Consider the following 22158-nt stretch of genomic DNA (forward strand, 5'->3'; position numbering starts at 1 on the left):
ACTTGAGGTTTTTTTACGCACGTTTTTCACCTCCGTGCTTACGAACTAAATATAAGAAGAATGGTACACCGACCAATGCGGTTAAGACACCAATTGGCGTTTCAAATGGATAATTGACAACGCGGCTCAGGACATCACAAAGCGCTAAGAAAAAGGCTCCAATGACGGCTGCACAAGGAATAATATAGCGATAATCAACACCAACAAGGAAGCGTGTAATATGTGGTATGACTAACCCTACAAAGGCGATTTTCCCTACAAGGGCAACGGCTGTCCCTGTCAAACATACGACAGCTAGCATGCTTATAATACGTACTGCTTTTGTTTTCTGTCCTAGCCCCATGGCAATATCTTCACCTAATGAAGTAATGGTAATTGCTTTTGCAGAGAATAAAGCCAAGATCAACCCAGTTAAACCAAATGGAATAGAAAGGATCAGCATATCCATATCTACCATATGTACCTTTGTGTTATACCAAGCACTTACTGTTTGTGATACTTGGAAATACATCGCAATAGCAGTAGCAATACTACTTAAAAATGTGCCAATGACAGTTCCAATTATGGCTAGCCTTACTGGAGATAAGCCATTGCGGATTAACGAGCCAAAACCAAAGACAATACCTGCACCCAATGCAGAACCAAGCATCGATAAAAAAATCATTTGATAGTTTGGTAGCCCTGGAAAAAAAACAATGGCTAATGTAATGACAAATGCAGAGCCATCATTGACACCCATTAATGAAGGCGAGGCTAAATAGTTTCGTGTAATCCCCTGCATGACTGCACCGGCAACTGCTAAAAATGCTCCAACTAGTAACACCGCAGCAACTCTTGGAATACGGCCTGTTCGTATAATTTGATGATCAACATCCGATGGATCAAATGCTGTCATCGACTGCCATACTGTAATGGCACTAATATCTTTTGTCCCATACATAACAGAAATAAGTGCCACAAGGGCAATAAGGAAAGGAGATATCGCTAATATTGAAAACGACACTATGTTTGTTTTTTTCAACTTTCACACCTTTTTCTTTATCCATTTTGCGGTACACAATATCGATTACTTAAGTGTATACCCTTAACAACTGCCTGCAATGAAAAATGCCACATCTTACAAAAGGCTGGTAATAGCCCGGTGATATCACCAAATCTACTACCAGCCTGTTTATACTATTTAAATAATTTTTCAGCTGCAGCATCTAAGAATTTCACCTTAGACCAAGCAGTACCACCTTGTGCTAATGGCTCAATTGTGTTGACGAAAACTTGATTATTTTGTGCTGCCTTTAAGCTAGTGAAAATTGGATTCTTTTGTAGCTCCTCTAAAGCTTTTGGCGTATCCTTATTCTCTGAATCCTCGAATTGTAGGAAAATCACATCTGGATTTACTTGTGCTAATGTTTCAAGTGATAGTTCCGCTTGCGCCTTAGCTGTTGTAACAACTTCTGGTACAGGTGCTCCTAAATCTTCATATAGAACAGGGTTTAAATAAACGCCTGCTGGATAGATGTACATCACTCCACCACGTATACGGATAATTAATACTTGCTTATCTGCTAATTGCTCCTTGGATTTTACTTGGGCATCAGCAACTTTTGCTTCATAGTCAGAGATGATTTTCTTTGCGTCCTCTTCCTTCCCAGCTAATTGTGCAAGCAAAGTTAAATTTTCTTTCCAATTTGTTGAAATATGTGAGTATGGAATCAATGTTTGAATTTTGTTGAGCTTTTCAGCCGTTTCTTCAGGGAATTTCGAAGTACCCACAATTACATCAGGATCCAGATTAAGAATGGCTTCTGCATTTGGCTCCATTTTATTCCCTACAAGTGTAGCTCCTTCAAAATCTGTTGCTAGATAGGCAGGAACTTTTCCACCTACTTCTAGGACACCTACTGGCTTAATACCAAGCATCGCCGCATCTTCCATCGATTCAAGACTGGCAGCGACAATGTTTTTTACTTCGGCTGGTAGCTCATATTGCTCACCTAAGTACGTTACGGTCTGTGTTGATTTAGCTTGCTCTGTCTGTGATTCTGTTGCACTTGTCTCTGCTGTATTAGCTGTTGATGTTGATTCCTCTGCTTTATCTGTTCCACATGCAGCCAGTGATAATGCTAATAGTGCAGGTGCACACATTTTAAAATATTTATTCATAGATATTCTCCCCTAACGAGCTCATATTGATAATGATAATCATTTTCATATATAAGTCAATACATAATTGATACTCATTATCATTTACGGATACTATCCTAACAAAGTGAAAAAAGATTGTGAATGGACGATTTCGAGAATGACATGGATTTTTGCCGATTTTGCTATTAAAAAACTGCTTCTTTTTTTGGAAGAAGCAGTTTTTTTACATATAATTGGATTCCTCCATTTTCATCTTTCTATAGGCGGAAGGAGATAAATTTGTGCACTTTTTAAACACTCTACTAAAGTAAAAGCAATCGACATATCCGACACATTCTGCTACTTCAGCTACTGGAATGACCTCATATTCTAGCAAGTCTTTTGCACGCCGTATACGATATTCCGTAATATAAGTGCTTGGGTTCATACCTGTATGCTGCTCAAATAAATAAGCAAAACGACGACGCTCAATGCTCAATTCCATCGAGATATTTGATACTGAGATTTGCTCTGCATAATTTTCATGTATATACTGTAATGCCTGCTCTATTAATTCGCTGGCACTATCTAAAACCTGCATTTTTGCCGCCACAAGGATATCTTCCAACAAATTCATAAATAATGTCTTAGACTTGAATACAGCCATATTACCAGGAAAGGAATAGCTCTCCACTAATTGCTTAACATGGCTAATAATTTGTGTGTTAAAACCTGTATTAATTAGAAAATGTTGCTCTGCTAGTGGATATAGATTTATTTCTTCTGTTGGTAGGCGATAATGAACAACTGCATACTCCCAACCTTTATGACCAGTCGCTCTCACTTCTATCGGCATCTGGGGGCCTGCATGGACAATCATTCCAGGCTCCATCATATAGGGGGTTCCATTAAAGCTAAAGATCGCACTCCCTGCAAGTGGTACTACTAAACCACACTTATCTGGAGCTGTTGTTCTACCAGCATCTACTTCACCTGGGTCCATTTTTTTAGTAAAAACATCTGTAAATTTTACAGAAGCATGTGCAAAGTAATCAATTAAATATTTGATATCCATATGCTAACTCCTATACATGTATAACATTCTGAATCTGTGGAAAATGATGTAAATCATGATTGATTAATCCTACAAAATAGTCGATTATAGTCATTTCTGACTGCCCAATTTTAAATGACTGTTGCCATTGCTCGTCTGTCCATTGCTGAATATCCTGCAATAATTGACGCCTTGTGGACATAAAATCATTCAATGTTTCCTCCATTGTTTGTTCACGGCTTTTCTTAGCTGCCATCGTATTCAAATGTGCTACATCTGGTCCTTTCGGCAGACGCTCATCTGTAAACAGAAAAGGGATTCGGTGATTTAGCACAAACTTGTCCCATGGAGGAAGATGCCCAATTACCTCTGCAACCGACCATTTCCCAGGTTCAATAGGCATACGCCATTGCGCCTCAGATAACCCTCGCAAATTATCTATCCAATCTAAAGATTTTTTATAGTGTTTAATGACATAGGTTTTATCTTGTTGCAATTGGTCCCCCTCTTTCTTTTTTATTGAAGATGAATTTTCAATTCTGGCCAACTCAAATGCCATTGCTTTTGCTGAATTCTTTGACGATAAATCGCATAGGCATCCTTATTTTCTAGGTAAAACGGTGTTGGCTCTACAATGCCTGCTCCTAAAAGAAGAATACCGTACGGTGCTGCAATGTCTAGAAACCCATCTGATAATTTTACTCCAATTGCCGTTGGGATTTCTGGGAAATGAGAGATTCCATCAACAGCAGACTGATATGGTTTACTACCATTTAGGACATGCATTCGGGCTTGATTTTTCACGGACCAAGGCTCGTTTGGAGATACCTTTCTCAGTTCTTGCTCATACTGCTTCTCTACTTCTTCTGCTAAATTTTCTTTATCAAAATATATCACATCAATATCAGCAATTGGTGTTCTTTCCTCCTTATCGTGAAGGTAATCCCATACCTTTGAGCGAATAATTCCTGCGCATACCCACCAATCTGGTAATTGCAAAGTTTCTACTGTGGATAAAATGCTCATCATCCAGTCATCAGATGCGATTAAGTTCTTCAGCTCTTCCTCCGTTTGAAGCAATCTCATTCAGCCAGCCCCCATTAATATAAATTAAATCTATAAATCATCAAAAATTATATATTAGATTTATACATCAACACCATTTACCCTAAAGCTAATAAAAGAAAGGGAGAAGATTATGAATAAAATGATCCTGCTGTTGTTATTTGTACTACTTAGCTTAATTGGACTTTTCTATGCAAACATTTCTTTAACACTCGTATGTATCGGAATGGTAGCTGCTTTTATCGGTACACTTGCGGGAGGTGGTGGACTCATTACACTTCCTGCCATGATGCTTGTCGGTATCCCGATTCAAACAAGTATTGCCACAAACAAATTTTCGACAGGCATTTCGTCTTTATCCAGTATTTTTTATCTACTCTATCAGAAGGAGCTACATCTCACATCTATCATTAAATATATAGCCCTTGCTATTGTTGGGGGGATTTGCGGCTCACTTTTAGCTGTTTCGCTGTCTGAGCAAACTATGAACTATATGGCCTGTGTACTACTCCTTTTGGCTTTAGTCGTAACTTTAAAAAATAAGGCGTGGACGGAAGTTCCTGATTCGCTAGAACATCAAGCACCTCATTTTTGGCAACCATTTATCATCGCCATGTATGATGGTGGTTTCGGCCCTGGCTCTTCGACATTTAGCATCTTACACTATCTACGTTCACATCATACTTATATAAAGGCTGTACAGCTCACTCGAGTACTCCTCTTCGGGAGCTGTACAGGTGCATTTATTGTGTTTTATCACACTGGCTTTATTCAATGGCACTATGCAATTGCTATGGCACTAGGCTCCATTATAGGCTCCCAATTAGGTCTCCTAGTGCTCCCCTACATTCCATTAAAAATAGCCAAAACACTACTAACAGTGATTATTATATTGTTGCTTGTTCAAGTTACATTGAAAATAATTTAATGACCACTACTCAAATGCTCATGAATTATCTTCCATTGATCGTTAACTAATGTAAAAATATTAGTCGCTCTACCGCTACCTGATACAAACTTTTCGTTATGATAGCCTTCATAGTGATATGTATAGAGACAGGTAGCCGTCTTTTCATCAACGGTTAACCATTTTACATCAGTAGCTGAATAAACCTCTTCTTTAATGACATTCCATGCATGCTTGAAATAAGCCTCAATCTCCTCTGTTGTTGTGCAAGTTTTATCAGAGAACCAATAAATTGCTTGTGGATGCAAAATAGCCTTTACTTGATTAAAATCATGGGTATTTGTTGCTTGGATATATTGTTCCAATGCTTGTTGTTGTGTCATCTTCACCCCTCCCTTTTTAACAATATTATCCTATAATTAACTTCTTATAAATCACTAGTTCCTTATCCCTTTCTGCTTTGACAGTAAATAGATGGCAGCTATAATTAAGAAAAAACCACAGACCTGAAGATTAGTTATTTTTTCATCCAATAGAATAGAAGATAAAATCATACTACTAATTGGCAATAAGCTAGTAAGTACACCTGTCCACGATGCTGAAATTACTGCAAGACCCTGTTGCATCAAAAGAAACGCTATGACGGTTACAACAATGCCGAAATATAATACTAATCCCCACTCTGCAGCTGAAATTTCTTTAAATTCAAAATATCTGCTTTCAGCTACAGCAAATGGGAAAAATAATATGACTCCAAATAAGCTAACCATAGATGAGACTGTAAGAGCACTCATACGATAAGAAATTAACTTACCTATGATGATAAATAAAGATTCGCAAAATACTGCCCCTAAAATAAATAGATTCCCTAATAATGAAGTTGAATAATGGTTAGTAGCAGAATAGTTAGCAATGTTCATAAAGATAGCTCCCACTACGGCAAGAAGTATGCTAATCCCCATATTCCTCGTTAATTTCTCCTTCAAAATAAAATAGGATAGGATTGCAGTGCAGACTGGCAGAGTACCAGTAATAATACCAGCTTCCATAGCAGTCGTTTTTGAAAGACCATGGAGCATTAATATATTAAATAAAAACACCCCTAATAACGCTTGTAAAAAAACCGCTACTAATTCTTTTCTGTTTAATGTTGAAAATCCCTCTATCTTTATCCACAAAGGAATTAAAATAATTGCAGCCACAAGAAATCTTAGTTCATTCGCTAAGAAAATTGGAAAGCTTTGAACAACCAACTTGCCCGCAACAACTGAACTACCAACGATACCCATTGCCACAATAACTTTCCCGCTACTCCAGATCCATCTACTCATTCTTCTATACTACGCGTTCAATGGATTCATTAATAATATCGGTTACTGCTAAATAGAGGTTTTCAGGGTGTTCAGCAATTCGGTGACAAAGATATAAGTACCACTCATTTCCATACGTTAAATATACTCTACAACGATAATCTTTCCGTCTTAATTCATTGAGTAATGAAGGACGTACACCATAAAGCATCTCAACTTCAACATTTGAGTTATCAAGATATTGACGTCGCTCTAGCTCTTGAATAAGCATTTCATCATGTGTAGCGATTGATATCGGATGATTCGCATTTACTAACTGTTCAACATACTCAAGATAGCGCTTATTCAGTTCTTCTGATCTGATCATGGCTATATCGATAGACTCTTGAAAAGCCCCTTTAACAAGTCTTATTTTCCCTAGATATTGCATAAGTTCTTGTAAATCTACCTTTGTACGATAAAGATGAACTTGCAATGTAATTCCAACATTTGTATACTTCGTTGCTATTTTTTTGTAAAGAGTAATAATATCACTAGTCTTTGAGGATTCTTCCATACTTATCATCAAAGTTATTCCATACCGCTGAGCTTTTTGTGTAAGCTCTTCAAGGTGCTTATAAGCAATCTCAGCATTAATAGAAAGACCTATATGAGATAAATCGAAAGATACTGTTTGCTTCAAAGATAAAACCCCCATGTCCTCAATTACTTGTAAAAGCTCATCCTTTGCTCTTTGACAATCCCTTAAATTGGTTGTATTTTCCCCAATATATTCAATGGAGATATTATAATTGTCATTAAGATAATTACGTGCAGCAGTAATGGCATCTTCTCTCTTTTCCCCTGTTACATACCTTTTTGCTGCTTTCCATAATAATGGGTAGAGCTCTGTTGATTGTTGCACCGCATTTTTCAAGCGCTCGTCTCGTGCTGCGACTTTCAAGGCTTGAATCACTAATTCTTCTGTTTTCTTCATATTTATTCCCCCTCTTCGGTATTGGTAAGTACTTTATCATGATAAAATTGGTAACTGTAGAACCACTTTAAAGTGATTTTAAAGGTACCACTTTCAAATCGGAGGTATGTAAAATGTTATGGATACCTATTGATCGAGCATTAGATATTCCTTTAAATCGTCAAATCTATCAGCAAATACGGGAAAAAATTTTAAGTGGACACCTTCAGGCAGGAGAAAAGTTAGTATCCACACGAGAGCTTTCAGTAGAATTAAAAGTATCAAGAAATGTCATATTAGAAGCTTATGATCAGTTACTAGCCGAAGGATTTTTAATTGCACGAAGAGGAGCTGGTACATTTGTTGCAGAAGGGGCGTTGTTACCACAACAGACCAAACCGTTTATTACAAATAAAGCAGGAGATTCAATAGTAGGGAAAGAAGTTATCAACTTACGCTCAGGTATTCCAGCACTCGACTTGTTTCCTCGTAAAACTTGGGCGAAGATAAGTCACCAACTTTGGCACGATAGTGAATCCTCCATATTAGGATACGGGGTTCCAGAGGGGCGCATAGAATTAAGGCATACTCTTGCCCACTACTTATTAAGAACAAGGGGCGTTGAATGTCATCCAGAGCAAATTATTATTACATATGGTGCGACACAGGCAATGATGCTTGTGTCGAGATTATTGCTGTCACCTAATGATCTTGCTATTATGGAAGATCCTATAACGAATGATATTCAAACTATCTTTAAAGCTTCTGGTGCTACCATTTATCCGATACCAGTAGATGAATTTGGGATGGAAACAAGCCTATTACCAGATAATATGGATCCTAAACTTGTCTTTCTAACCCCCTCTCATCAATTTCCATTAGGAAGTATCTTACCTATTCAACGTAGAATTCAATTAATTGAGTATGCTAGAAAGAATCGTTGCTTTTTAATTGAAGATGATTATGATAGTGAGTTTCGCTACGAAGGGCCTCCTGTTAGTTCTTTACAGGGACTAGATCCAGAGCTTGTTCTCTACATCGGTTCTTTTAGTAAAATTCTCTCTCCCGCATTAAGAATAGGATACATTATCCTTCCAACACAGCTTACTGAAAAATGCCGTCAATTAAAATGGTTTACGGACTTACATACACCTTCCTTAGACCAACTTATCCTTTCTCGCTTTATACAGGAGGGCTATATGGAAAGACATATCACAAAAATGAAGAAGTTCTATAAAAGCCAACGTGATTTTCTGATTCAATGTTTACAATCCACTTTTTCACATAACATAAAGATATTCGGCTATTCTACAGGTATGCACTTAGTTGCAGAATTTGAGAAGATTGATTTTACACAAAACTTATTAGTGAAAATAGAACAATTCGGTGTAAAGGTTTACCCCGTAGAGGATCACACAATTAAAAAGGGAAAATATAATAACAGATTGATTATTGGCTATGGTCATTTACAAAAGCATGAAATTGAACTAGGCATCACTAGACTTTTTCAAGCAATTTATCATTAGGAGGATGTCTGTGCTAGCTACTATTGAAAAACAATCAAATTACCATATTGCTACGTTCAAACGAAAATTACTATATCCAATAGATGCCGTTTGGTCCGCTATGACTAACAATGAAAACCTACAAAAATGGATGAGTAATTTAGAAATCATTGAGCTACGTAAGAACGGGAAAATACATTTTAATATGAATGATGGAACAGGTAATTTTGAGGAAATAACCATCACAGATTATGTTGAGAAAGAAGTATTGGGATTTGGTTGGGGTACAGATACGGTGAGATTTGAATTATTTTCTACTGAAAAGGGTTCTTTATTGGTATTAGTAGAGACACTTAAAAATCTGACAGAGCATACACCGAAGGATTTAGCGGGATGGCATATTTGTCTTGATATGTTAACAGATCTACTAAATGGCGTTGAACATCAATATTTCCCAATGGATGAATGGCAGCAAAAATTCAGCGAATACCAAAAAATGCTGAATAGTATAAAGTAAAATAATACAAAAAATCCTAGAGCATCTTTACTCTAGGATTTCTATTATTGATAAAAAGCTGTAGCAATTGCTAGTGCTTTTAAAGGCTCTTTGATTGAATCGAGTGTGTAAACAAGCTTTTCATCCTGCCAAACAATTAAATTACCTGATTGATAAACATCTAGCTGAGCCATGCCATATTGCCTTGGAATAGGTAGCAGGTGGTTTTCTAAATACGCTACTGCCTGCTTAGCAAGTTTGACACCTGCATCAGGATTATCAGTTCGTGTGTGAGTGGCAATTGCCCATCGCCCTTCATTCCAACCAGTCCATAATGAACCAGCACCTGCATCTTGATAACCTTTTATATTGTAACCAAGATCAACCTCTTGCCCGCCATTTTGATTGAAATTATCAAATGCTATCTGTGTGCTTGCACCTTCCACACTTTTATATTTCTTGACCAGCAATCTTCCAATAACAGTCGCTGATTTCTTTAATCGAATATCATTAATGGGCATATTCTCTTTGCTTTCATAAAAAATAACTTCAACCTGGTCGCCCTTTGTCCTTACTGTAGCTGATAAAAATGCACCCTCTGCAATAGGTAACGTTGTTGGCATTTTTATTGGAACATCAAAATGAATCTGTTCCTTTATTTGTTGAAGAGCTTCAGTTGCTTGAACCGCATCAACTTGATCATTATTTGACTGTGCTACAGATGTACTTGTTTCAATCTCATGTTGTTGTTCATTCTTATTTCGTTCTGCACAAGCACTTAAGCTACAAATGCTTAACAATAAAAAGAGAAATACTACCTTTTTCACCATGTTAACCCCCATTTAAGAAATGCACTCTCTACATATTTTTCCCTGGAAAAGGTTAACTTAAACGCTTCAGCTATCGAAGTTTATTGATGCGCTTCGTTAGCTCATTAAACTTCTGGTCAAGCATTGCGTAGTCCTTATCTTTATCTGTTAGAAAGCTCAGTTTGCCTAAAATCTCTTGCCTTTCCGTTTCAAGCTTTAAACGGAGAGCCACTGTATCATCCACTTTATTCGGTGTGACTTCTGTCCACTTTTTCTTGATGTGCTGACCGTGAAGCTCCCAAACACTGTTCGTGACTTTTTCTAGAAAGTATCGATCATGTGAAACGACAAGCAAAGTCCCATTATATTGGGTAAGAGTATGCTCTAACTGCTCACGAGAAGGTAGATCAAGATGATTTGTCGGCTCATCTAAAATAAGAACATTTTTATCTTCTAAAATATAAGCCATCAGCTTACACTTTACGCGTTCTCCCATACTCATTTTGCCTATGGGCGATGTCCAATGTGTCAGTGTAAATCCTAAATTCTTCATCAAGTTGCGCACTTTAGCGCGCTCTTCAAATGTCTCTCGATAAAAATATTGCTCTGGTGTCTGATCAAGTGGTAAATCAAATACTTCCTGTGTCAGATAACCAATGTTTGCAGCTGGTGATAGCCATACTTCACCCTCAGCTTCTAGCTTGCCTAAAAGTACTTTTAAAAAGCTTGTTTTCCCACTTCCATTCTTTCCTGTAATAGCTATCTTATCTCCAAATTGAGCTGTAATATTCACATCGTTAAATAACATGCGTTCACCAAATTTTAAAGTTAAATGCTTGATTTCCAGTAAGCGCTTGCCAACTCGTTGATTCGTGCCTAAAGAAAAACGAATCTCGGCTTCTGGCTCCACTGCTTCCACTCTTGTCTTCGCAAGTTCAGCTTCTAATCGCTTTTTCTTAGATTTCACCTGCGAATCTAAGCGCTTTGCTTTCACACGGTGGTACTCCTTAAAGCCTTCCAGTTTTGTTGACTGAGTGTGGCCCTTTTGTGACCAAGACGTCAGTTCCGACATTTGAGCCTCAATTCGTTCAATGTTTTTTTGCTGCTTCTCGTAGGAACGTTGCTGGGTTAATCGTCGATGTTCTCTATCTGCCATATAGCTTGTATAATTACCATCATGTTCAATCAGGCTTTTTTCCTCAATAGACCAGATTTTTGTGGCAACCTTATCTAAAAAATAGCGATCATGTGATACAACGATGATTGTCCCCTTATAGTTTTGGACTTGTCTGATGAGGAATTCGGTACTTTGTTCATCTAAATGATTCGTTGGTTCATCAAGTAATAAAATTTGAGCATTCTGGGAAAAACCTTCTGCAAGACGCATTTTCAGCTTTTCACCCCCACTTAACGCTGTAAATGACACATTAGGTACCTGCCACTTAGCCAGCAGATCAGCTTCTCTTGCGGATACTTCTAATTTGTCAAAATGAGCTAGCTCCTGTTCAACAAATGTAATTTTTAAAGCCTGTGCTCTCTGAATTGCTCCCATAGTTGGTGATAATGTACCTTGAATCAATTGTAATAATGTCGATTTCCCAGCACCATTTCGCCCTATAATGCCGATGACTTCGCCTTGTTTTACTGTGCCTGTCACATGCTCAAATAACAATATATCCTTTATTTCATAACGTACATCCTGTAATTTTAAAAGTTCCTTCATACTATCCATCCTCTCCAGTTGGAGGGACAAAAAAATCCCTCCAATTCATTTGGAAGGATTAGTCGCTACAATATTATACACAAATAAGCTCCAAAATTATTATGAAAACAATCTTTGGAGTAGCTAAATATCAGCAGTTGTTTGCGGATATAAAGCAATTATTATGAAAAATGGGCAGACTAATCCTATTTTTGTTGTCCGTGAAATATAAAATTTCCTATACAAAAATTAAGATTAGTTATTCATTAGCCACCCATCTTCCCTTCATTCATCGTTATCGTTCATTGTAACATCATTTTTTTAAAAATAAAACTCTATACCTTGAGATAAGTCTATCTAAAACATTCATAGGAGCGAATTTGATTTCTAGAAATCGTACGGAAATACCAGCCATATCTTCGACTCCATCTAAAGCCAGCAATGATTTCCCTTCCTACAGCTGTTGGGAAAAACCAAAAACTTCTACCACTATTCATCCAAATATACGTATTTCTAAACAAACAGGAACGTATACCACTAGACCCTTCTCGCCAAGCAGGAATTGGTGGTGAAAAACCTGGTGGTGTGCTCATGGGCATTTGTCCTGCTGGAGGGGGGCCGAAATGAGTTGGCCCAAATGACGTTGTTTCAAAATCATTATAATCTCCCCAACCACCAGGTCTTCTAAAATTATCTTCTCTAAATGGATTATTATACACACAAACCCTCCTTTTACATTATTCAATATATGTAAAAGGGCGATTCACCTTTGAGCCATTGCCCATTTACCACAGGTAACCCAATTCCTATTATTGTATAATGGATGGAAAATCCTTAAAAAAGGAGTACTTATGAAAAAATTATTGATACTCTTATTAGCCCCTCTAATCGCAGGTAGTATGTGGATGCTGCTTGCTAAAAATCCAGTATCTTCTTCCACAAGTATCCAAGCAAAGCTTGCTGATGTGAAAGATTACACATACTACTTAGATAAAGGCAACGATGCCATTGGCAAGAGCATGACGAAGTTAGATTTAGTGATTGTAGAACCTATTGAAATGCAGCAAAAGTATATCATCAATGCTCAAAAAAGCGGAACTTTAGTGTACGGCTATATTAATGCGATGGAAGCAGACAAATGGAATACAGCACTCTATCATCAATTGAAGGAAGAAGATTTTTATCGAGACAAACAGGGGGAAAGAATGTATTTTGCCAAATGGGATTCTTTTTTAATGGATTTGACTTCTACGCACTATCAAGACATTTTGCTAGCAGAAATACAGCAGCAAATTGTTGAGAAAGGCTTAGACGGTGTGTTTTTAGATACGGTTGGTAATATCAATTCCTATTTACCTGAAGATGAACAAAAGTGGCAAAATGAAGCCATCTTGTCTTTTATCCAACAAATTAAAAAACGTCATCCCGATTTATCTGTTGCTCAAAATTGGGGATTTCAAACACTTGCTGATTATACAGCGCCATATGTTGACTTTATTATGTGGGAGGATTTTTCGTATCCTGTGGTAGGAAAAGATGAATGGTCACTCGATATGATGCAACAGCTTATCCACATACGCAATAAATTTGGTACACAAGTGATGACAATTGGTTTTGAAGAAGAATCAAAAAGCCGTGCTTTAGCTGAGAAGCATCACTTCAAATTCTTTTATAGTCCTGCTGGCTCTTACTATAATAGCTGGCAATCATCCTTACTTCCCTCTGACAAACAACTGTTTTGAGGGATATTTGTTTAAGAGCTCATCTCAGGGGTAGACTAAAAGAAAATTAGCTTGAGGTGATAGGATTGGATATGACGAATATGTATGAAGAACAAAAACATAAGCATGAAAATCGCTTTCAATATAAGCAGCGTAACATGTGGACTGGGATTTTATTTGGGCTTGGGGTGGTGGCATTTATAGATGAGGTGATTTTTCATCAATTATTACACTGGCATCATTTCTATGATAAGTCTACAGCTGCTATTGGGCTAGTTTCAGATGGTTTATTTCATGCATTCAGCTTTTTTGCTACGATTGGATCTGCTTTTTTATTGGCTGACCTACATAGAAAACATGGGTTTTGGCTAAAAAGATGGCTAGGCGGTATTTTTCTTGGAGCAGGCTCATTTCAGCTTTACGATGGAATTATACAACATAAATTCATGAAACTTCACCAAATTCGTTACAATGTTGAAATACTACCCTATGATATCGTTTGGAACATACTGGCGGCGCTATTAATAATTATCGGTATTGTCTTACTGCTCCAAACAAATCAAAAAGGACGATAGGAGGTGGCCCATCTTGCATTCTCACGAAGTTCATGCTCAAAATTTTCCTATTATGGTTCAGCTTCTACTGGCTTTGCCATTTGTTTTAGTTCTTATAGGCTATATCCTCGCTGTTATTATTTCGAATCAACATAAAAAACAATGGCCTCATTTCCGTACTATCTGTTGGATTATTGGAAATGTCTGTGCTCTGATTACATTAATCGGCCCATTGGCTGCTCTTAGTCATATTCATTTTGACGCACATATGATAGGACATTTATTGCTTGGCATGCTGGCACCATTACTTATGGCATTAGCAGCACCCATGACTCTATTGTTAAGAACCTTACCAGTGAACAACGCACGTATACTTTCTCGGATATTAAAAAAACCGTATGTTCTTTTTATTCGCCATCCAATTATTGCATCTATTTTAAATGTAGGCGGTTTATGGTTACTCTATACAACCTCACTCTTCAACATGATGCACGAATATATACTACTGTATGTATTCATTCATCTTCACATTTTTCTAGCGGGTTATTTGTTCACCATCGCCTTTATTTATATTGATCCTACTCCACATTCATACTCTTATGTTTTTCGATCCCTTACATTAGTAGTAGCATTGGCTGCTCATGCCATATTGGCAAAATTTATTTTTGCAAATCCGCCTCATCATGTACCATCCACTGAGGCAGAACTAGGTGCTAAGATCATGTACTACGGTGGGGATGCTATTGAAATCCTTCTTGTGTATATTCTCTTTTATCAATGGTTTAAAAGCACAAGGAATACTATTCACCCCAAAGTAGCTACTTCATCACGGTAATCTCGTCCTGATGTTTAGGCTAAATAGAGTTGGATAATCCGCCAGTCCTCTAGCTTTTCAGTGAACGTTTTAATATTTTTCCCTGGTATTGGACTTGTTGATGGCATCTTTTTATAGGCTCGTCCATCTAGAAGCTCTAAGCCAATATGCTTTTTAAAAACCTCAAATGCTTTCGCTCCATTAAAAAGCACTAATTGGATATTAGGGTATTGTTCAAAAAGGGTTTGAAAATCATTGGGCTTTTCATTACGTATCGCTGCATCTAAACTTCCTTCGCGTTCACAAGTTGCAATCGTGTCCCAAAGACCGATTGCATTGTTTTTTAATAAGGCTATTCTCTCTGTATAATCATTTGGAATCGCTATCTCTAATAACTCACCCATAATAGGCCAAAAGTGATTGCGTGGATTGCCATAGTATTGCTGTTTCTCTAACGATTGTTTTCCTGGCATGGATCCAACAATGAGCACCCTTGTTGCTGAATCTACAATTGGTAATAATATATTTTTTAATTCATTGGACACAACAATCACTCCTTTTCTCTATTGTAGCGGAAAATTCGAACCAGCAAGTAAATCTTGGCTTGAAATGAACAAGGGATGTTGGCGTGAATGGTTCATTTTATACGACTGGACAATTTTGTAGCCTATACAGTAGCCTATCCAAGGTGGAAGGGGCCCCCCGTATAGAAATGGATGATGTTGTTCGATTCCTTGGAGTTGTAAATTCGGTAAAAAATGATGCTCCCATAAAGCTAAAAGTTCTTTATCTGAGTAGGATTGTAACCAAGGAGCAATCCACCTTTCCCCATATAAATCTTTCACCGCATCTTCTGCTAAGCCTTCTAAAATGAGAGAATCCAATAAAGTCATATCATCTAAAGTTTTTTTTAATATGTGTATACGACAAACATGGTTATATTCATGAGCAAATAATGCTTGAAGCTCCTGCTTTTCTAAATCACCCACAAATAAAAAAAGCGAATGAGGATAAGCGACACCATTTTTATTGGTTATCGTTTGCTGCTGAGTAATTGGGAAAATATAAATTGGTATTGATGGGCCATTCCATTTTCTCTGTAAGTATAGGAACTCCTGCTGTACACTGGCCCACACTTCTTGCCTTTTTAATTTTTCAACATCGACTTCCTCATGAGGTAAAAATAGACCCTGTTGCTGTAATGTATAGTGAATTTCTTCTGGAAGCCCATCTCGAAATAGTTTGACTAATCGATCGCAAAGAATCGAGCATTGTAAGCTTGTTCGCTCATCCCTTCTAGTTGATTTTCTAGCACTTACAAATTCATTTAACCACTTATCCGTTGACACAACTGCCATATTATCACCTCTTCACAGCATATGTCTTGAATAGACAATCGGCTAGTGATAAATGCATCAAATCGCATATATTAGCTTGTAATGACATTGAAAGGAGGGATATGTGTGAATCCAGCTGATACTTATAGTCTTTGCTGTAAATATCATGGTAAACGTGTTCGAATCTCGGATTCATCTGGTAAAGTACATGTTGGAGAAATCACAAGGGTAGATAGAAGACAGGTATGGATTCTACCTGATAGAAGATATAGTGGTTATGGTTTAGGGTTTTGGGGATTTGGAGGGTATGGAGGAGAAGGTTTTGGTTATGGAATTGCTCTAGGAACAATTTTAGGTATTGCACTAGCTCCAATTATTTTCTTCTAATTCCAACCTTTTATTTAAGTGAAAAAGAAGCCATTTCAAACATTGTTGAGATGGCTCATTTTTCATTATTGAACTTGCTCTTGTTGCTGTTTGCTTTCAATCAGCTCGGGTATTGTAACAAATGTGTAACCTTGCTTTTTTAATGCAGGTAGTATTTCTTCTAGTGCTTGAATTGTTTGTTTACGGTTCCCGCCACCATCATGAAATAAAATAACATCTCCAGGCCTTGTTCCCTTCATTACCTTTTGCACAATTTTCCTTACACCAGGCTCTTTCCAATCTTGCGTATCCTGATGCCAGGACCACATTACTACCTTATAGCCGTCCTTAACAGCAGCATTAATCATAGCATCCGTGTAATTTCCACCAACGGGACGGAATAAAACTGGGGAAAAACCAGTAATACTATAAATCGTGTCATTTGTCTGTTGAAGCTCCTCTTGCAATTTTTTGATGGAAACTTTAAATGGATGTGTATACGTATGATTTGCTAATTCATGGCCTTCTGTATAAGAACGTAAAACAAGCTCTGGATATTTTTCTGCATTTTTTCCAATAATAAAAAACGTGGCTTTTGCATCATATTTTGCTAATAAATCTAGCACAGCTGCTGTGTATTTAGGATGTGGACCATCATCAAAGGTGAGTGCAACAATTTTATCCTCTGTTTTGATATCCCAAACAACTTCCCCTGTCTCCTCATAATAAGGACGACCTTTATCTGCGTAGCCTTCCTGCACTAAAAATCCCGAGATGATTAAAAAGAAAACAATAAAAATGAATACGTAAATACGTGTCATAGCATCACCTCCCAAGTCCGAAATCACAGAACTCCGTCAACTTACTATTTACGAATTGCCATGAAATATACTTGTGAAGGATTGTCTGTTTTCTCCTTTTAATTACTTCAGGAAAATTTTAAACGTTATTTTTAATTTTGAACAATATGTGAAAATCTTTGAATAGTACTTTATTTTTTTATTTATTGATGTAAAATGAAATTAAATCTGATATATAACAGTTATTATAAATATATAAATGTTATGCAACACAACAAAGGGGATGACATATATGTGGATTATTACAGTATTTGAAGAAAACACTTATCGCATGTTTGAGTATAGTTCTAAACGTGAGGCAACAAATGCATTACATAAATTTAAACAAACAGCTTTGCTTTCTTATACAAGATAATAAAAGATAAAGGAACCTATTCATTTGAGTAGATTCCTTTTTGTTATAAATAAAGCACCTCCTATACTTCCCCTATTCCTCCAATTCCTTTCATCCTTATACATCTAGCAACATGTTTAGTTAGTTGCCATGATTTTTTTCAAGAAAATGTCGAACACCTTGCTAGCCTTCACCATATGTATATAGAGAAAAGGAGTGATTTCAATGGTGACAATTGAACCTATTATGATTAAAGGGCATTTCTTCACTGCAGTAGTTGTGCAATTACCTAAAACAACATTACTAACCATTTCTAATGATACAGGCTACATTATGTGTGGTGCTTTAGATGTCGGTCTATTAAATAGTCGCCTAGTTGATCGGAAAATTATTGCTGGTCGTGCAGTAGGCGTGAAAACAATTGACGAGCTATTAACAGCTCCATTAGAATCTGTAACATATGAAGCAGAACAGCTTGGTATTACAGAAGGAATGACTGGCGTAGAGGCACTTTTAAAAATGATCTAATTGGCTAAAAAAGCGTCAACTAGACGCTTTTCTTTTTTGTTTGCAACAAATTTGAATAAGCAATTTCCCTATTTCCCATACTGTGGGACAAAGGGAGTTGTTAATATGAATAGTAGGCAACATGTTAAAATACACGTCACCTTACTTATTATTGTTTTAATTGTTTTCATCTGGTCTTTTATAAAGCCTTCCTCCTATTTAGATTGGCTAGCTGAAGTTAGTCCGGGAATTGTGGCAATAACAGTCGTTGTTTGCATTTATCGTAAATTCCGCTTCACCACATTTTCTTATTTTATTATCGCTCTCTTGTCGATCCTGACATTTATAGGTGGGCATTATACCTATTCGGAAGTCCCTCTTTTTAATTGGGTAAAAGATGAATTTCATTTACAACGTAATAATTATGATCGCTTTGGCCATTTTTTAAAAGGTTTATTAGCCATCGTAATAAGGGAAATACTAATCAGGAAAACACCACTTGCAAAAGGAGCTTGGCTTACAGGTATTACGATCAGTATTCTGCTCGCAATTGCTGCTTTTTATGAAATCATTGAATGGTTAAGTACAAGAATCTCGAAGGGAAGTAAAGGAGCAAAGGATTTTTTAGGCATGCAGGGAGATAAATGGGATGCACAATGGGACATGTTTTTAGCCTTGCTGGGAGCTATTTTAGCTTTACTTCTATTCACAAAGCTACATGACAAATTTTTAAAAAGAATAAATAAATCATAAATATTTTTGCATAGCATGATTATATAACCTATGAAAGGTGGTATTAGATGTACTATGCACAGGTCAGTCAACAAACACATCATCCATCACGTACTATGATTGTAATCGGCTATGGACAGGTAATGGCTACACCTAGCTCTGTACAATTACAAATTGAAGTCCAAACAAAGGGCAACCATGTACAAGGTCCTCAACAGGAAAATGCGGCAATCATGAATGAAGTTATACAATCTCTTATCGCACTTGGTATTCCAAGAGAACAAATTCAAACTGCTAGTTATACAATCACACCACTATATAATTTCAAAGATGGCAAACAAACTTTTAATGGCTACGAAGTAGTCAACGCCATTTCCGTCAACGTTTCAGATACCAATGATTTGGGCTTAATAATTGATACGGCTGTAGAAAATGGGGCAAATCGAATAACCAATATTCAGTTCAAAATAGACCATACCGATGCTTACTATCAGCAAGCATTAAGCTTAGCGCTACAGAATGCTCAATTGAAGGCGAAAACAATAGCAGAAACTATGCACCTGCCTTTGCAACCACTCCCTGTAGAGATTGTGGAAGAGCAGGCTAACACACCTATCCTTTATCGCTCTATGGCTGTATCCTCGGGAATTACGCCTATAGAACAGGGACAAATTGCTATTGATGCTACTGTTCGTGTAAAATTTCAATACTAAAGTTAGAGCCTTCCGCTAGTCAACGTGCAGAAGGCCCTCATTTATTTTACAAGTGGATTTTTTTCAATATGGATTTCATCATCCTGAGTTTTAATAACCATATCAAAATGTTGGCAATGTGGATGCATAAATAATTCATATTGAATACGTCGCTCATCATGTGATTGTTTTAAATAATTTATATCTGTCCCTCTTTCAAGCACATCACGATCTGATCTTCTCTTAAGCTCTGTAGCCCCATCCGTATAAAAATAAATCTTTAAATCCAGTAACTCCGGATCTATAAATGCTACACACATTCCTTCTACTATCGTGATCTGTTTTTTCGAAGAAATTAATGTACTTTTCATATAATGTGTATCGATTGTCATTAAATCGAGTCCTGCTCTTATCATCTGAACATCTCGCTCCAATGATGGCAGATGATGAGCTGCGGGATGACAAGCCGTCATTTTAAAACGATGATGCTCATTTTGATATGTATAATCAAGTATTGTTTGCTTGCGAATATCCGAATTCACAATATACGGATCAGTATTCAAATAATTCACTTGATCTTGATGTAAAGCATGTATAAGTTTTTTGGCAAATGTCGTTTTTCCAGCAGCTCCATGACCAGAAATGCCGATTATGATTTTTTTATCAGCTTGTTTAACCCATTTTAAAATTTCCTTTAATATCGTCTCCATCTTACTCTCCTTCACTATAAAAGGTATGGCAAGAAACAATTCCTACCATACCATTTAATATTAGCCTTCACTATACTGTGCACCCCATATTCGCTCTATCATTACTTCATTATGCTTAGGGCTTAGTAGAAAAACATCTGGGTTGCTTAAATTTTTCCAACAGTGAAAATCAACATCCTTATCATAATACTTCAGTAGTAAAGAGATGATATTGCCATGACTCACGATTAATGTATTATCAACATCCTGTTCAAATGCATCTTTTACAAGGTCTACAATTCTATGCATCGCTTCATTACTGGATTCTCCACCATCATATTTTAAATCCATATCAACAAAAGTCGCCTGTAATTTTTCGTACCAATCTGGAAAATCTCCAGTACTTAAAAGACGCTCCGAAAGACGTTCATCAATTTCAATCGTCATACTTTTTCTACTACTTAATGGTTCAATGGATTGGATTGCTCGTAAGAAAGGGCTAGATACAATTCGATCAATTTTTAGATCTTTGAAAAACTCAGCTAAACTATCTGCTTGCTCTATTCCCTTCTGTGTTAAGGGTGCATCTAGTGATTGCCCTTGTGCTAGACAATGTCTAATGACATAAATTTCCCCCATAAAAACCTCCTAGTTTTGAAGGTAATTTATTAACAATTATTATACTCTCTTTACTAAATAGTTCCTATTCATTATCTCACTTATTCGACATTTTTCCGCCCAAAATAATTCGTCCCTATCACACCAATAATAATCATGATACCACCAATAAGATGATTTAGATGGAAATCTTCCTGTAAAAATAAGACCCCTGCCAAAATAGTAATAAGTGTTGCAAAATTGCTAAAGACACTCATTTTAGATGCTTCCAATTTAGATAAAGCATAATTGGATAAATAGGATGTACCGAGTGAAGATAGTATACCTAAATATAAAATAGCGAAGACAAAATGAGCATGTGTTAATGGCTTAAAAAATTCATTGAGTGTTCCATTCATCATATGACTTCCGAGAGCCATTCCATTAAAAATAACAAATCCACACAATGTCATGACATATGTTAATGCTAGTAAAGAATATTTCTTGGTAAGCCCTCTAGCAAAAATATTATAAAGCGATGTCGCAATCGCTGATAGTAATATAAATCCCCTTCCTATAATATTTCCTGTAGTAGCATTTGTTCCATTCATCATTAACAGATAAATGACACCAAGTACGGACAAACTTACAGATACAAGCTGACCCCGTGTAGCTTTTTCCTTTAACAATAAACCTGCCAGTGCTAATGTAAAAATAGGGATTGTCGCTTGAATAATTCCCGCCTCTGATGAGGAAATTTTAGCAAGTCCAAGCACTTGAAATGTAAAAAAAGCAATTGGATACAAGATGGCTAACGGTAATATTTTTAGTAGGTCCTGCATGTTCATTATTAGCTTATTTTTTGTAAATACCATTATTATAACAATACCTATGAATGCAAAAGTAAAACGATGTGCAAGTATATCAATAGGACTTGCTACAGTCAACGTAACTTTCACAAACATAAATGAGAGACCAATGACAAATGCATAAATTATTGCTGCTATATAGGCATTTCTTTTTCCTGACAT

The 22158-nt window shown here is 36.7% G+C and carries 28 protein-coding genes; 11 read left to right on the plus strand and 17 right to left on the minus strand.

Features of this window, described 5'->3' with window-relative positions; translation table 11 throughout:
* Positions 1–13 precede the first annotated feature (13 nt).
* From NP781_RS20880 to NP781_RS20900, 5 genes are all read right to left on the minus strand, one after another.
* Positions 14–1021 (minus strand): FecCD family ABC transporter permease, encoded by a 1008-nt coding sequence (locus NP781_RS20880; RefSeq protein WP_257520734.1) that lies wholly within the window; start codon positions 1019–1021, stop codon positions 14–16.
* Positions 1022–1176: 155 nt separating this feature from the next.
* Positions 1177–2160, minus strand: coding sequence for an ABC transporter substrate-binding protein (locus NP781_RS20885; protein ID WP_257520735.1), 984 nt, complete (start codon positions 2158–2160; stop codon positions 1177–1179).
* A gap of 205 nt (positions 2161–2365) precedes the next feature.
* Positions 2366–3196: a helix-turn-helix domain-containing protein gene (locus tag NP781_RS20890; RefSeq protein WP_257520736.1), complete on the minus strand. Its 831-nt coding sequence runs from the start codon at positions 3194–3196 to the stop codon at positions 2366–2368.
* Positions 3197–3206: 10 nt separating this feature from the next.
* The gene (locus tag NP781_RS20895; RefSeq protein ID WP_257520737.1) at positions 3207–3671 is read right to left on the minus strand and encodes a DinB family protein; all 465 of its coding nucleotides are present in this window, start codon (positions 3669–3671) and stop codon (positions 3207–3209) included.
* Between the two features lie 20 nt (positions 3672–3691).
* Positions 3692–4261 (minus strand): nucleotidyltransferase family protein, encoded by a 570-nt coding sequence (locus NP781_RS20900; protein WP_257520738.1) that lies wholly within the window; start codon positions 4259–4261, stop codon positions 3692–3694.
* A 112-nt stretch (positions 4262–4373) separates the two neighbouring features.
* Here NP781_RS20900 and NP781_RS20905 point away from each other — a divergent pair, with 112 nt between their 5' ends.
* Positions 4374–5168, plus strand: coding sequence for a sulfite exporter TauE/SafE family protein (locus tag NP781_RS20905; protein WP_221681627.1), 795 nt, complete (start codon positions 4374–4376; stop codon positions 5166–5168).
* Here the strand turns inward: NP781_RS20905 and NP781_RS20910 are convergent.
* From NP781_RS20910 to NP781_RS20920, 3 genes are read right to left on the minus strand one after another with little or no spacing between them, the layout of a single operon-like run.
* Positions 5165–5530 (minus strand): YybH family protein, encoded by a 366-nt coding sequence (locus NP781_RS20910; RefSeq protein ID WP_257520739.1) that lies wholly within the window; start codon positions 5528–5530, stop codon positions 5165–5167. The two genes, NP781_RS20905 and NP781_RS20910, sit on opposite strands and share 4 nt — an antisense overlap.
* A 54-nt stretch (positions 5531–5584) precedes the next feature.
* Positions 5585–6478 (minus strand): DMT family transporter, encoded by an 894-nt coding sequence (locus NP781_RS20915; RefSeq protein WP_257520740.1) that lies wholly within the window; start codon positions 6476–6478, stop codon positions 5585–5587.
* A gap of 4 nt (positions 6479–6482) precedes the next feature.
* Positions 6483–7433 (minus strand): proline dehydrogenase family protein, encoded by a 951-nt coding sequence (locus NP781_RS20920; protein WP_257520741.1) that lies wholly within the window; start codon positions 7431–7433, stop codon positions 6483–6485.
* 113 nt (positions 7434–7546) lie between these two features.
* Between NP781_RS20920 and NP781_RS20925 the strand changes: the two genes are divergently transcribed.
* Together NP781_RS20925 and NP781_RS20930 are read left to right on the plus strand one after the other, a co-directional pair.
* Entirely contained in the window at positions 7547–8938 is a 1392-nt protein-coding gene (locus NP781_RS20925) for a MocR-like pyridoxine biosynthesis transcription factor PdxR (protein ID WP_257520742.1), read from the plus strand.
* Positions 8939–8942: 4 nt separating this feature from the next.
* Complete coding sequence (locus NP781_RS20930) at positions 8943–9434, plus strand: SRPBCC family protein (protein WP_257520743.1); 492 nt, start codon at positions 8943–8945, stop codon at positions 9432–9434.
* 44 nt (positions 9435–9478) lie between these two features.
* Here the strand turns inward: NP781_RS20930 and NP781_RS20935 are convergent, their stop codons facing one another.
* From NP781_RS20935 to NP781_RS20945, 3 genes are all read right to left on the minus strand, one after another.
* Positions 9479–10243 carry a hypothetical protein gene (locus tag NP781_RS20935; protein ID WP_257520744.1) on the minus strand — a complete coding sequence of 255 codons (765 nt, stop codon included), beginning with the start codon at positions 10241–10243 and terminating at the stop codon, positions 9479–9481.
* A 70-nt stretch (positions 10244–10313) separates the two neighbouring features.
* Positions 10314–11945 (minus strand): ribosomal protection-like ABC-F family protein, encoded by a 1632-nt coding sequence (gene abc-f, locus NP781_RS20940; protein WP_257520745.1) that lies wholly within the window; start codon positions 11943–11945, stop codon positions 10314–10316.
* 332 nt (positions 11946–12277) lie between these two features.
* Positions 12278–12643, minus strand: coding sequence for a hypothetical protein (locus tag NP781_RS20945; RefSeq protein WP_221681639.1), 366 nt, complete (start codon positions 12641–12643; stop codon positions 12278–12280).
* A gap of 132 nt (positions 12644–12775) precedes the next feature.
* On the opposite strand from NP781_RS20945, the gene NP781_RS20950 reads away from it, so the two are divergent.
* The 3 genes from NP781_RS20950 (at position 12776) to NP781_RS20960 (ending at position 15034) form a co-directional block, all read left to right on the plus strand.
* Complete coding sequence (locus NP781_RS20950; protein ID WP_257520746.1) at positions 12776–13666, plus strand: endo alpha-1,4 polygalactosaminidase; 891 nt, start codon at positions 12776–12778, stop codon at positions 13664–13666.
* A 71-nt stretch (positions 13667–13737) separates the two neighbouring features.
* Positions 13738–14220: a DUF2243 domain-containing protein gene (locus NP781_RS20955; protein WP_221681643.1), complete on the plus strand. Its 483-nt coding sequence runs from the start codon at positions 13738–13740 to the stop codon at positions 14218–14220.
* 13 nt (positions 14221–14233) lie between these two features.
* On the plus strand, positions 14234–15034 hold the full coding sequence (locus tag NP781_RS20960) for a cytochrome c oxidase assembly protein (RefSeq protein WP_257520747.1): 801 nt from the start codon (positions 14234–14236) through the stop codon (positions 15032–15034).
* A gap of 14 nt (positions 15035–15048) precedes the next feature.
* Here the strand turns inward: NP781_RS20960 and NP781_RS20965 are convergent, their stop codons facing one another.
* A complete protein-coding gene (locus NP781_RS20965; protein WP_257520748.1) occupies positions 15049–15558 on the minus strand; it encodes a DNA-deoxyinosine glycosylase in 510 nt (169 codons plus the stop codon).
* Positions 15559–15576: 18 nt separating this feature from the next.
* The gene (locus NP781_RS20970; protein WP_221681653.1) at positions 15577–16371 is read right to left on the minus strand and encodes a DUF2268 domain-containing putative Zn-dependent protease; all 795 of its coding nucleotides are present in this window, start codon (positions 16369–16371) and stop codon (positions 15577–15579) included.
* 105 nt (positions 16372–16476) lie between these two features.
* On the opposite strand from NP781_RS20970, the gene NP781_RS20975 reads away from it, so the two are divergent.
* Positions 16477–16737: a hypothetical protein gene (locus tag NP781_RS20975; protein WP_257520749.1), complete on the plus strand. Its 261-nt coding sequence runs from the start codon at positions 16477–16479 to the stop codon at positions 16735–16737.
* Positions 16738–16802: 65 nt separating this feature from the next.
* Here the strand turns inward: NP781_RS20975 and NP781_RS20980 are convergent, their stop codons facing one another.
* Entirely contained in the window at positions 16803–17537 is a 735-nt protein-coding gene (locus NP781_RS20980; RefSeq protein WP_257520750.1) for a polysaccharide deacetylase family protein, read from the minus strand.
* 271 nt (positions 17538–17808) lie between these two features.
* On the opposite strand from NP781_RS20980, the gene NP781_RS20985 reads away from it, so the two are divergent.
* The 4 genes from NP781_RS20985 to NP781_RS21000 all read left to right on the plus strand — a co-directional run bounded on the left by NP781_RS20985 (position 17809) and on the right by NP781_RS21000 (position 19862).
* On the plus strand, positions 17809–17931 hold the full coding sequence (locus tag NP781_RS20985) for a hypothetical protein (protein WP_255501615.1): 123 nt from the start codon (positions 17809–17811) through the stop codon (positions 17929–17931).
* A gap of 204 nt (positions 17932–18135) precedes the next feature.
* Positions 18136–18438: a YunC family protein gene (locus NP781_RS20990; protein WP_004231716.1), complete on the plus strand. Its 303-nt coding sequence runs from the start codon at positions 18136–18138 to the stop codon at positions 18436–18438.
* Positions 18439–18543: 105 nt separating this feature from the next.
* Positions 18544–19170 carry a DUF2238 domain-containing protein gene (locus NP781_RS20995; protein ID WP_257520751.1) on the plus strand — a complete coding sequence of 209 codons (627 nt, stop codon included), beginning with the start codon at positions 18544–18546 and terminating at the stop codon, positions 19168–19170.
* A 47-nt stretch (positions 19171–19217) separates the two neighbouring features.
* Positions 19218–19862, plus strand: coding sequence for an SIMPL domain-containing protein (locus NP781_RS21000; RefSeq protein WP_257520752.1), 645 nt, complete (start codon positions 19218–19220; stop codon positions 19860–19862).
* A gap of 41 nt (positions 19863–19903) precedes the next feature.
* On the opposite strand, the gene NP781_RS21005 is transcribed toward NP781_RS21000, so the two are convergent.
* The 3 genes from NP781_RS21005 to NP781_RS21015 all read right to left on the minus strand — a co-directional run bounded on the left by NP781_RS21005 (position 19904) and on the right by NP781_RS21015 (position 22158).
* Positions 19904–20551 carry a uridine kinase family protein gene (locus NP781_RS21005; protein WP_257520753.1) on the minus strand — a complete coding sequence of 216 codons (648 nt, stop codon included), beginning with the start codon at positions 20549–20551 and terminating at the stop codon, positions 19904–19906.
* Positions 20552–20611: 60 nt separating this feature from the next.
* Positions 20612–21169 (minus strand): histidine phosphatase family protein, encoded by a 558-nt coding sequence (locus NP781_RS21010; RefSeq protein ID WP_257520754.1) that lies wholly within the window; start codon positions 21167–21169, stop codon positions 20612–20614.
* An 80-nt stretch (positions 21170–21249) separates the two neighbouring features.
* A complete protein-coding gene (locus tag NP781_RS21015) occupies positions 21250–22158 on the minus strand; it encodes a DMT family transporter (protein ID WP_257520755.1) in 909 nt (302 codons plus the stop codon).

Origin of the sequence: Lysinibacillus sp. FN11, assembly GCF_024628845.1 — a bacterium.
Classification (GTDB): Bacteria; Bacillota; Bacilli; order Bacillales_A; family Planococcaceae; genus Lysinibacillus; species Lysinibacillus capsici.

Bases quoted from the DNA above. Each gene is read 5' to 3' on its own strand.
- NP781_RS20915 (WP_257520740.1), bottom strand. From the start codon at position 6,478: ATGAGTAGATGGATCTGGAGTAGCGGGAAAGTTATTGTGGCAATGGGT.
- NP781_RS20905 (WP_221681627.1), top strand. From the start codon at position 4,374: ATGAATAAAATGATCCTGCTGTTGTTATTTGTACTACTTAGCTTAATT.
- NP781_RS20935 (WP_257520744.1), bottom strand. From the start codon at position 10,243: ATGGTGAAAAAGGTAGTATTTCTCTTTTTATTGTTAAGCATTTGTAGC.
- NP781_RS20920 (WP_257520741.1), bottom strand. From the start codon at position 7,433: ATGAAGAAAACAGAAGAATTAGTGATTCAAGCCTTGAAAGTCGCAGCA.
- NP781_RS21000 (WP_257520752.1), top strand. From the start codon at position 19,218: ATGTACTATGCACAGGTCAGTCAACAAACACATCATCCATCACGTACT.
- NP781_RS20925 (WP_257520742.1), top strand. From the start codon at position 7,547: ATGTTATGGATACCTATTGATCGAGCATTAGATATTCCTTTAAATCGT.
- NP781_RS20980 (WP_257520750.1), bottom strand. From the start codon at position 17,537: ATGACACGTATTTACGTATTCATTTTTATTGTTTTCTTTTTAATCATC.
- NP781_RS20985 (WP_255501615.1), top strand. From the start codon at position 17,809: ATGTGGATTATTACAGTATTTGAAGAAAACACTTATCGCATGTTTGAG.
- NP781_RS21005 (WP_257520753.1), bottom strand. From the start codon at position 20,551: ATGGAGACGATATTAAAGGAAATTTTAAAATGGGTTAAACAAGCTGAT.
- NP781_RS21010 (WP_257520754.1), bottom strand. From the start codon at position 21,169: ATGGGGGAAATTTATGTCATTAGACATTGTCTAGCACAAGGGCAATCA.
- NP781_RS21015 (WP_257520755.1), bottom strand. From the start codon at position 22,158: ATGTCAGGAAAAAGAAATGCCTATATAGCAGCAATAATTTATGCATTT.
- NP781_RS20900 (WP_257520738.1), bottom strand. From the start codon at position 4,261: ATGAGATTGCTTCAAACGGAGGAAGAGCTGAAGAACTTAATCGCATCT.
- NP781_RS20910 (WP_257520739.1), bottom strand. From the start codon at position 5,530: ATGACACAACAACAAGCATTGGAACAATATATCCAAGCAACAAATACC.
- NP781_RS20950 (WP_257520746.1), top strand. From the start codon at position 12,776: ATGAAAAAATTATTGATACTCTTATTAGCCCCTCTAATCGCAGGTAGT.
- NP781_RS20955 (WP_221681643.1), top strand. From the start codon at position 13,738: ATGACGAATATGTATGAAGAACAAAAACATAAGCATGAAAATCGCTTT.
- NP781_RS20970 (WP_221681653.1), bottom strand. From the start codon at position 16,371: ATGGCAGTTGTGTCAACGGATAAGTGGTTAAATGAATTTGTAAGTGCT.
- NP781_RS20890 (WP_257520736.1), bottom strand. From the start codon at position 3,196: ATGGATATCAAATATTTAATTGATTACTTTGCACATGCTTCTGTAAAA.
- abc-f (WP_257520745.1), bottom strand. From the start codon at position 11,945: ATGAAGGAACTTTTAAAATTACAGGATGTACGTTATGAAATAAAGGAT.
- NP781_RS20930 (WP_257520743.1), top strand. From the start codon at position 8,943: ATGTCTGTGCTAGCTACTATTGAAAAACAATCAAATTACCATATTGCT.
- NP781_RS20990 (WP_004231716.1), top strand. From the start codon at position 18,136: ATGGTGACAATTGAACCTATTATGATTAAAGGGCATTTCTTCACTGCA.
- NP781_RS20885 (WP_257520735.1), bottom strand. From the start codon at position 2,160: ATGAATAAATATTTTAAAATGTGTGCACCTGCACTATTAGCATTATCA.
- NP781_RS20995 (WP_257520751.1), top strand. From the start codon at position 18,544: ATGAATAGTAGGCAACATGTTAAAATACACGTCACCTTACTTATTATT.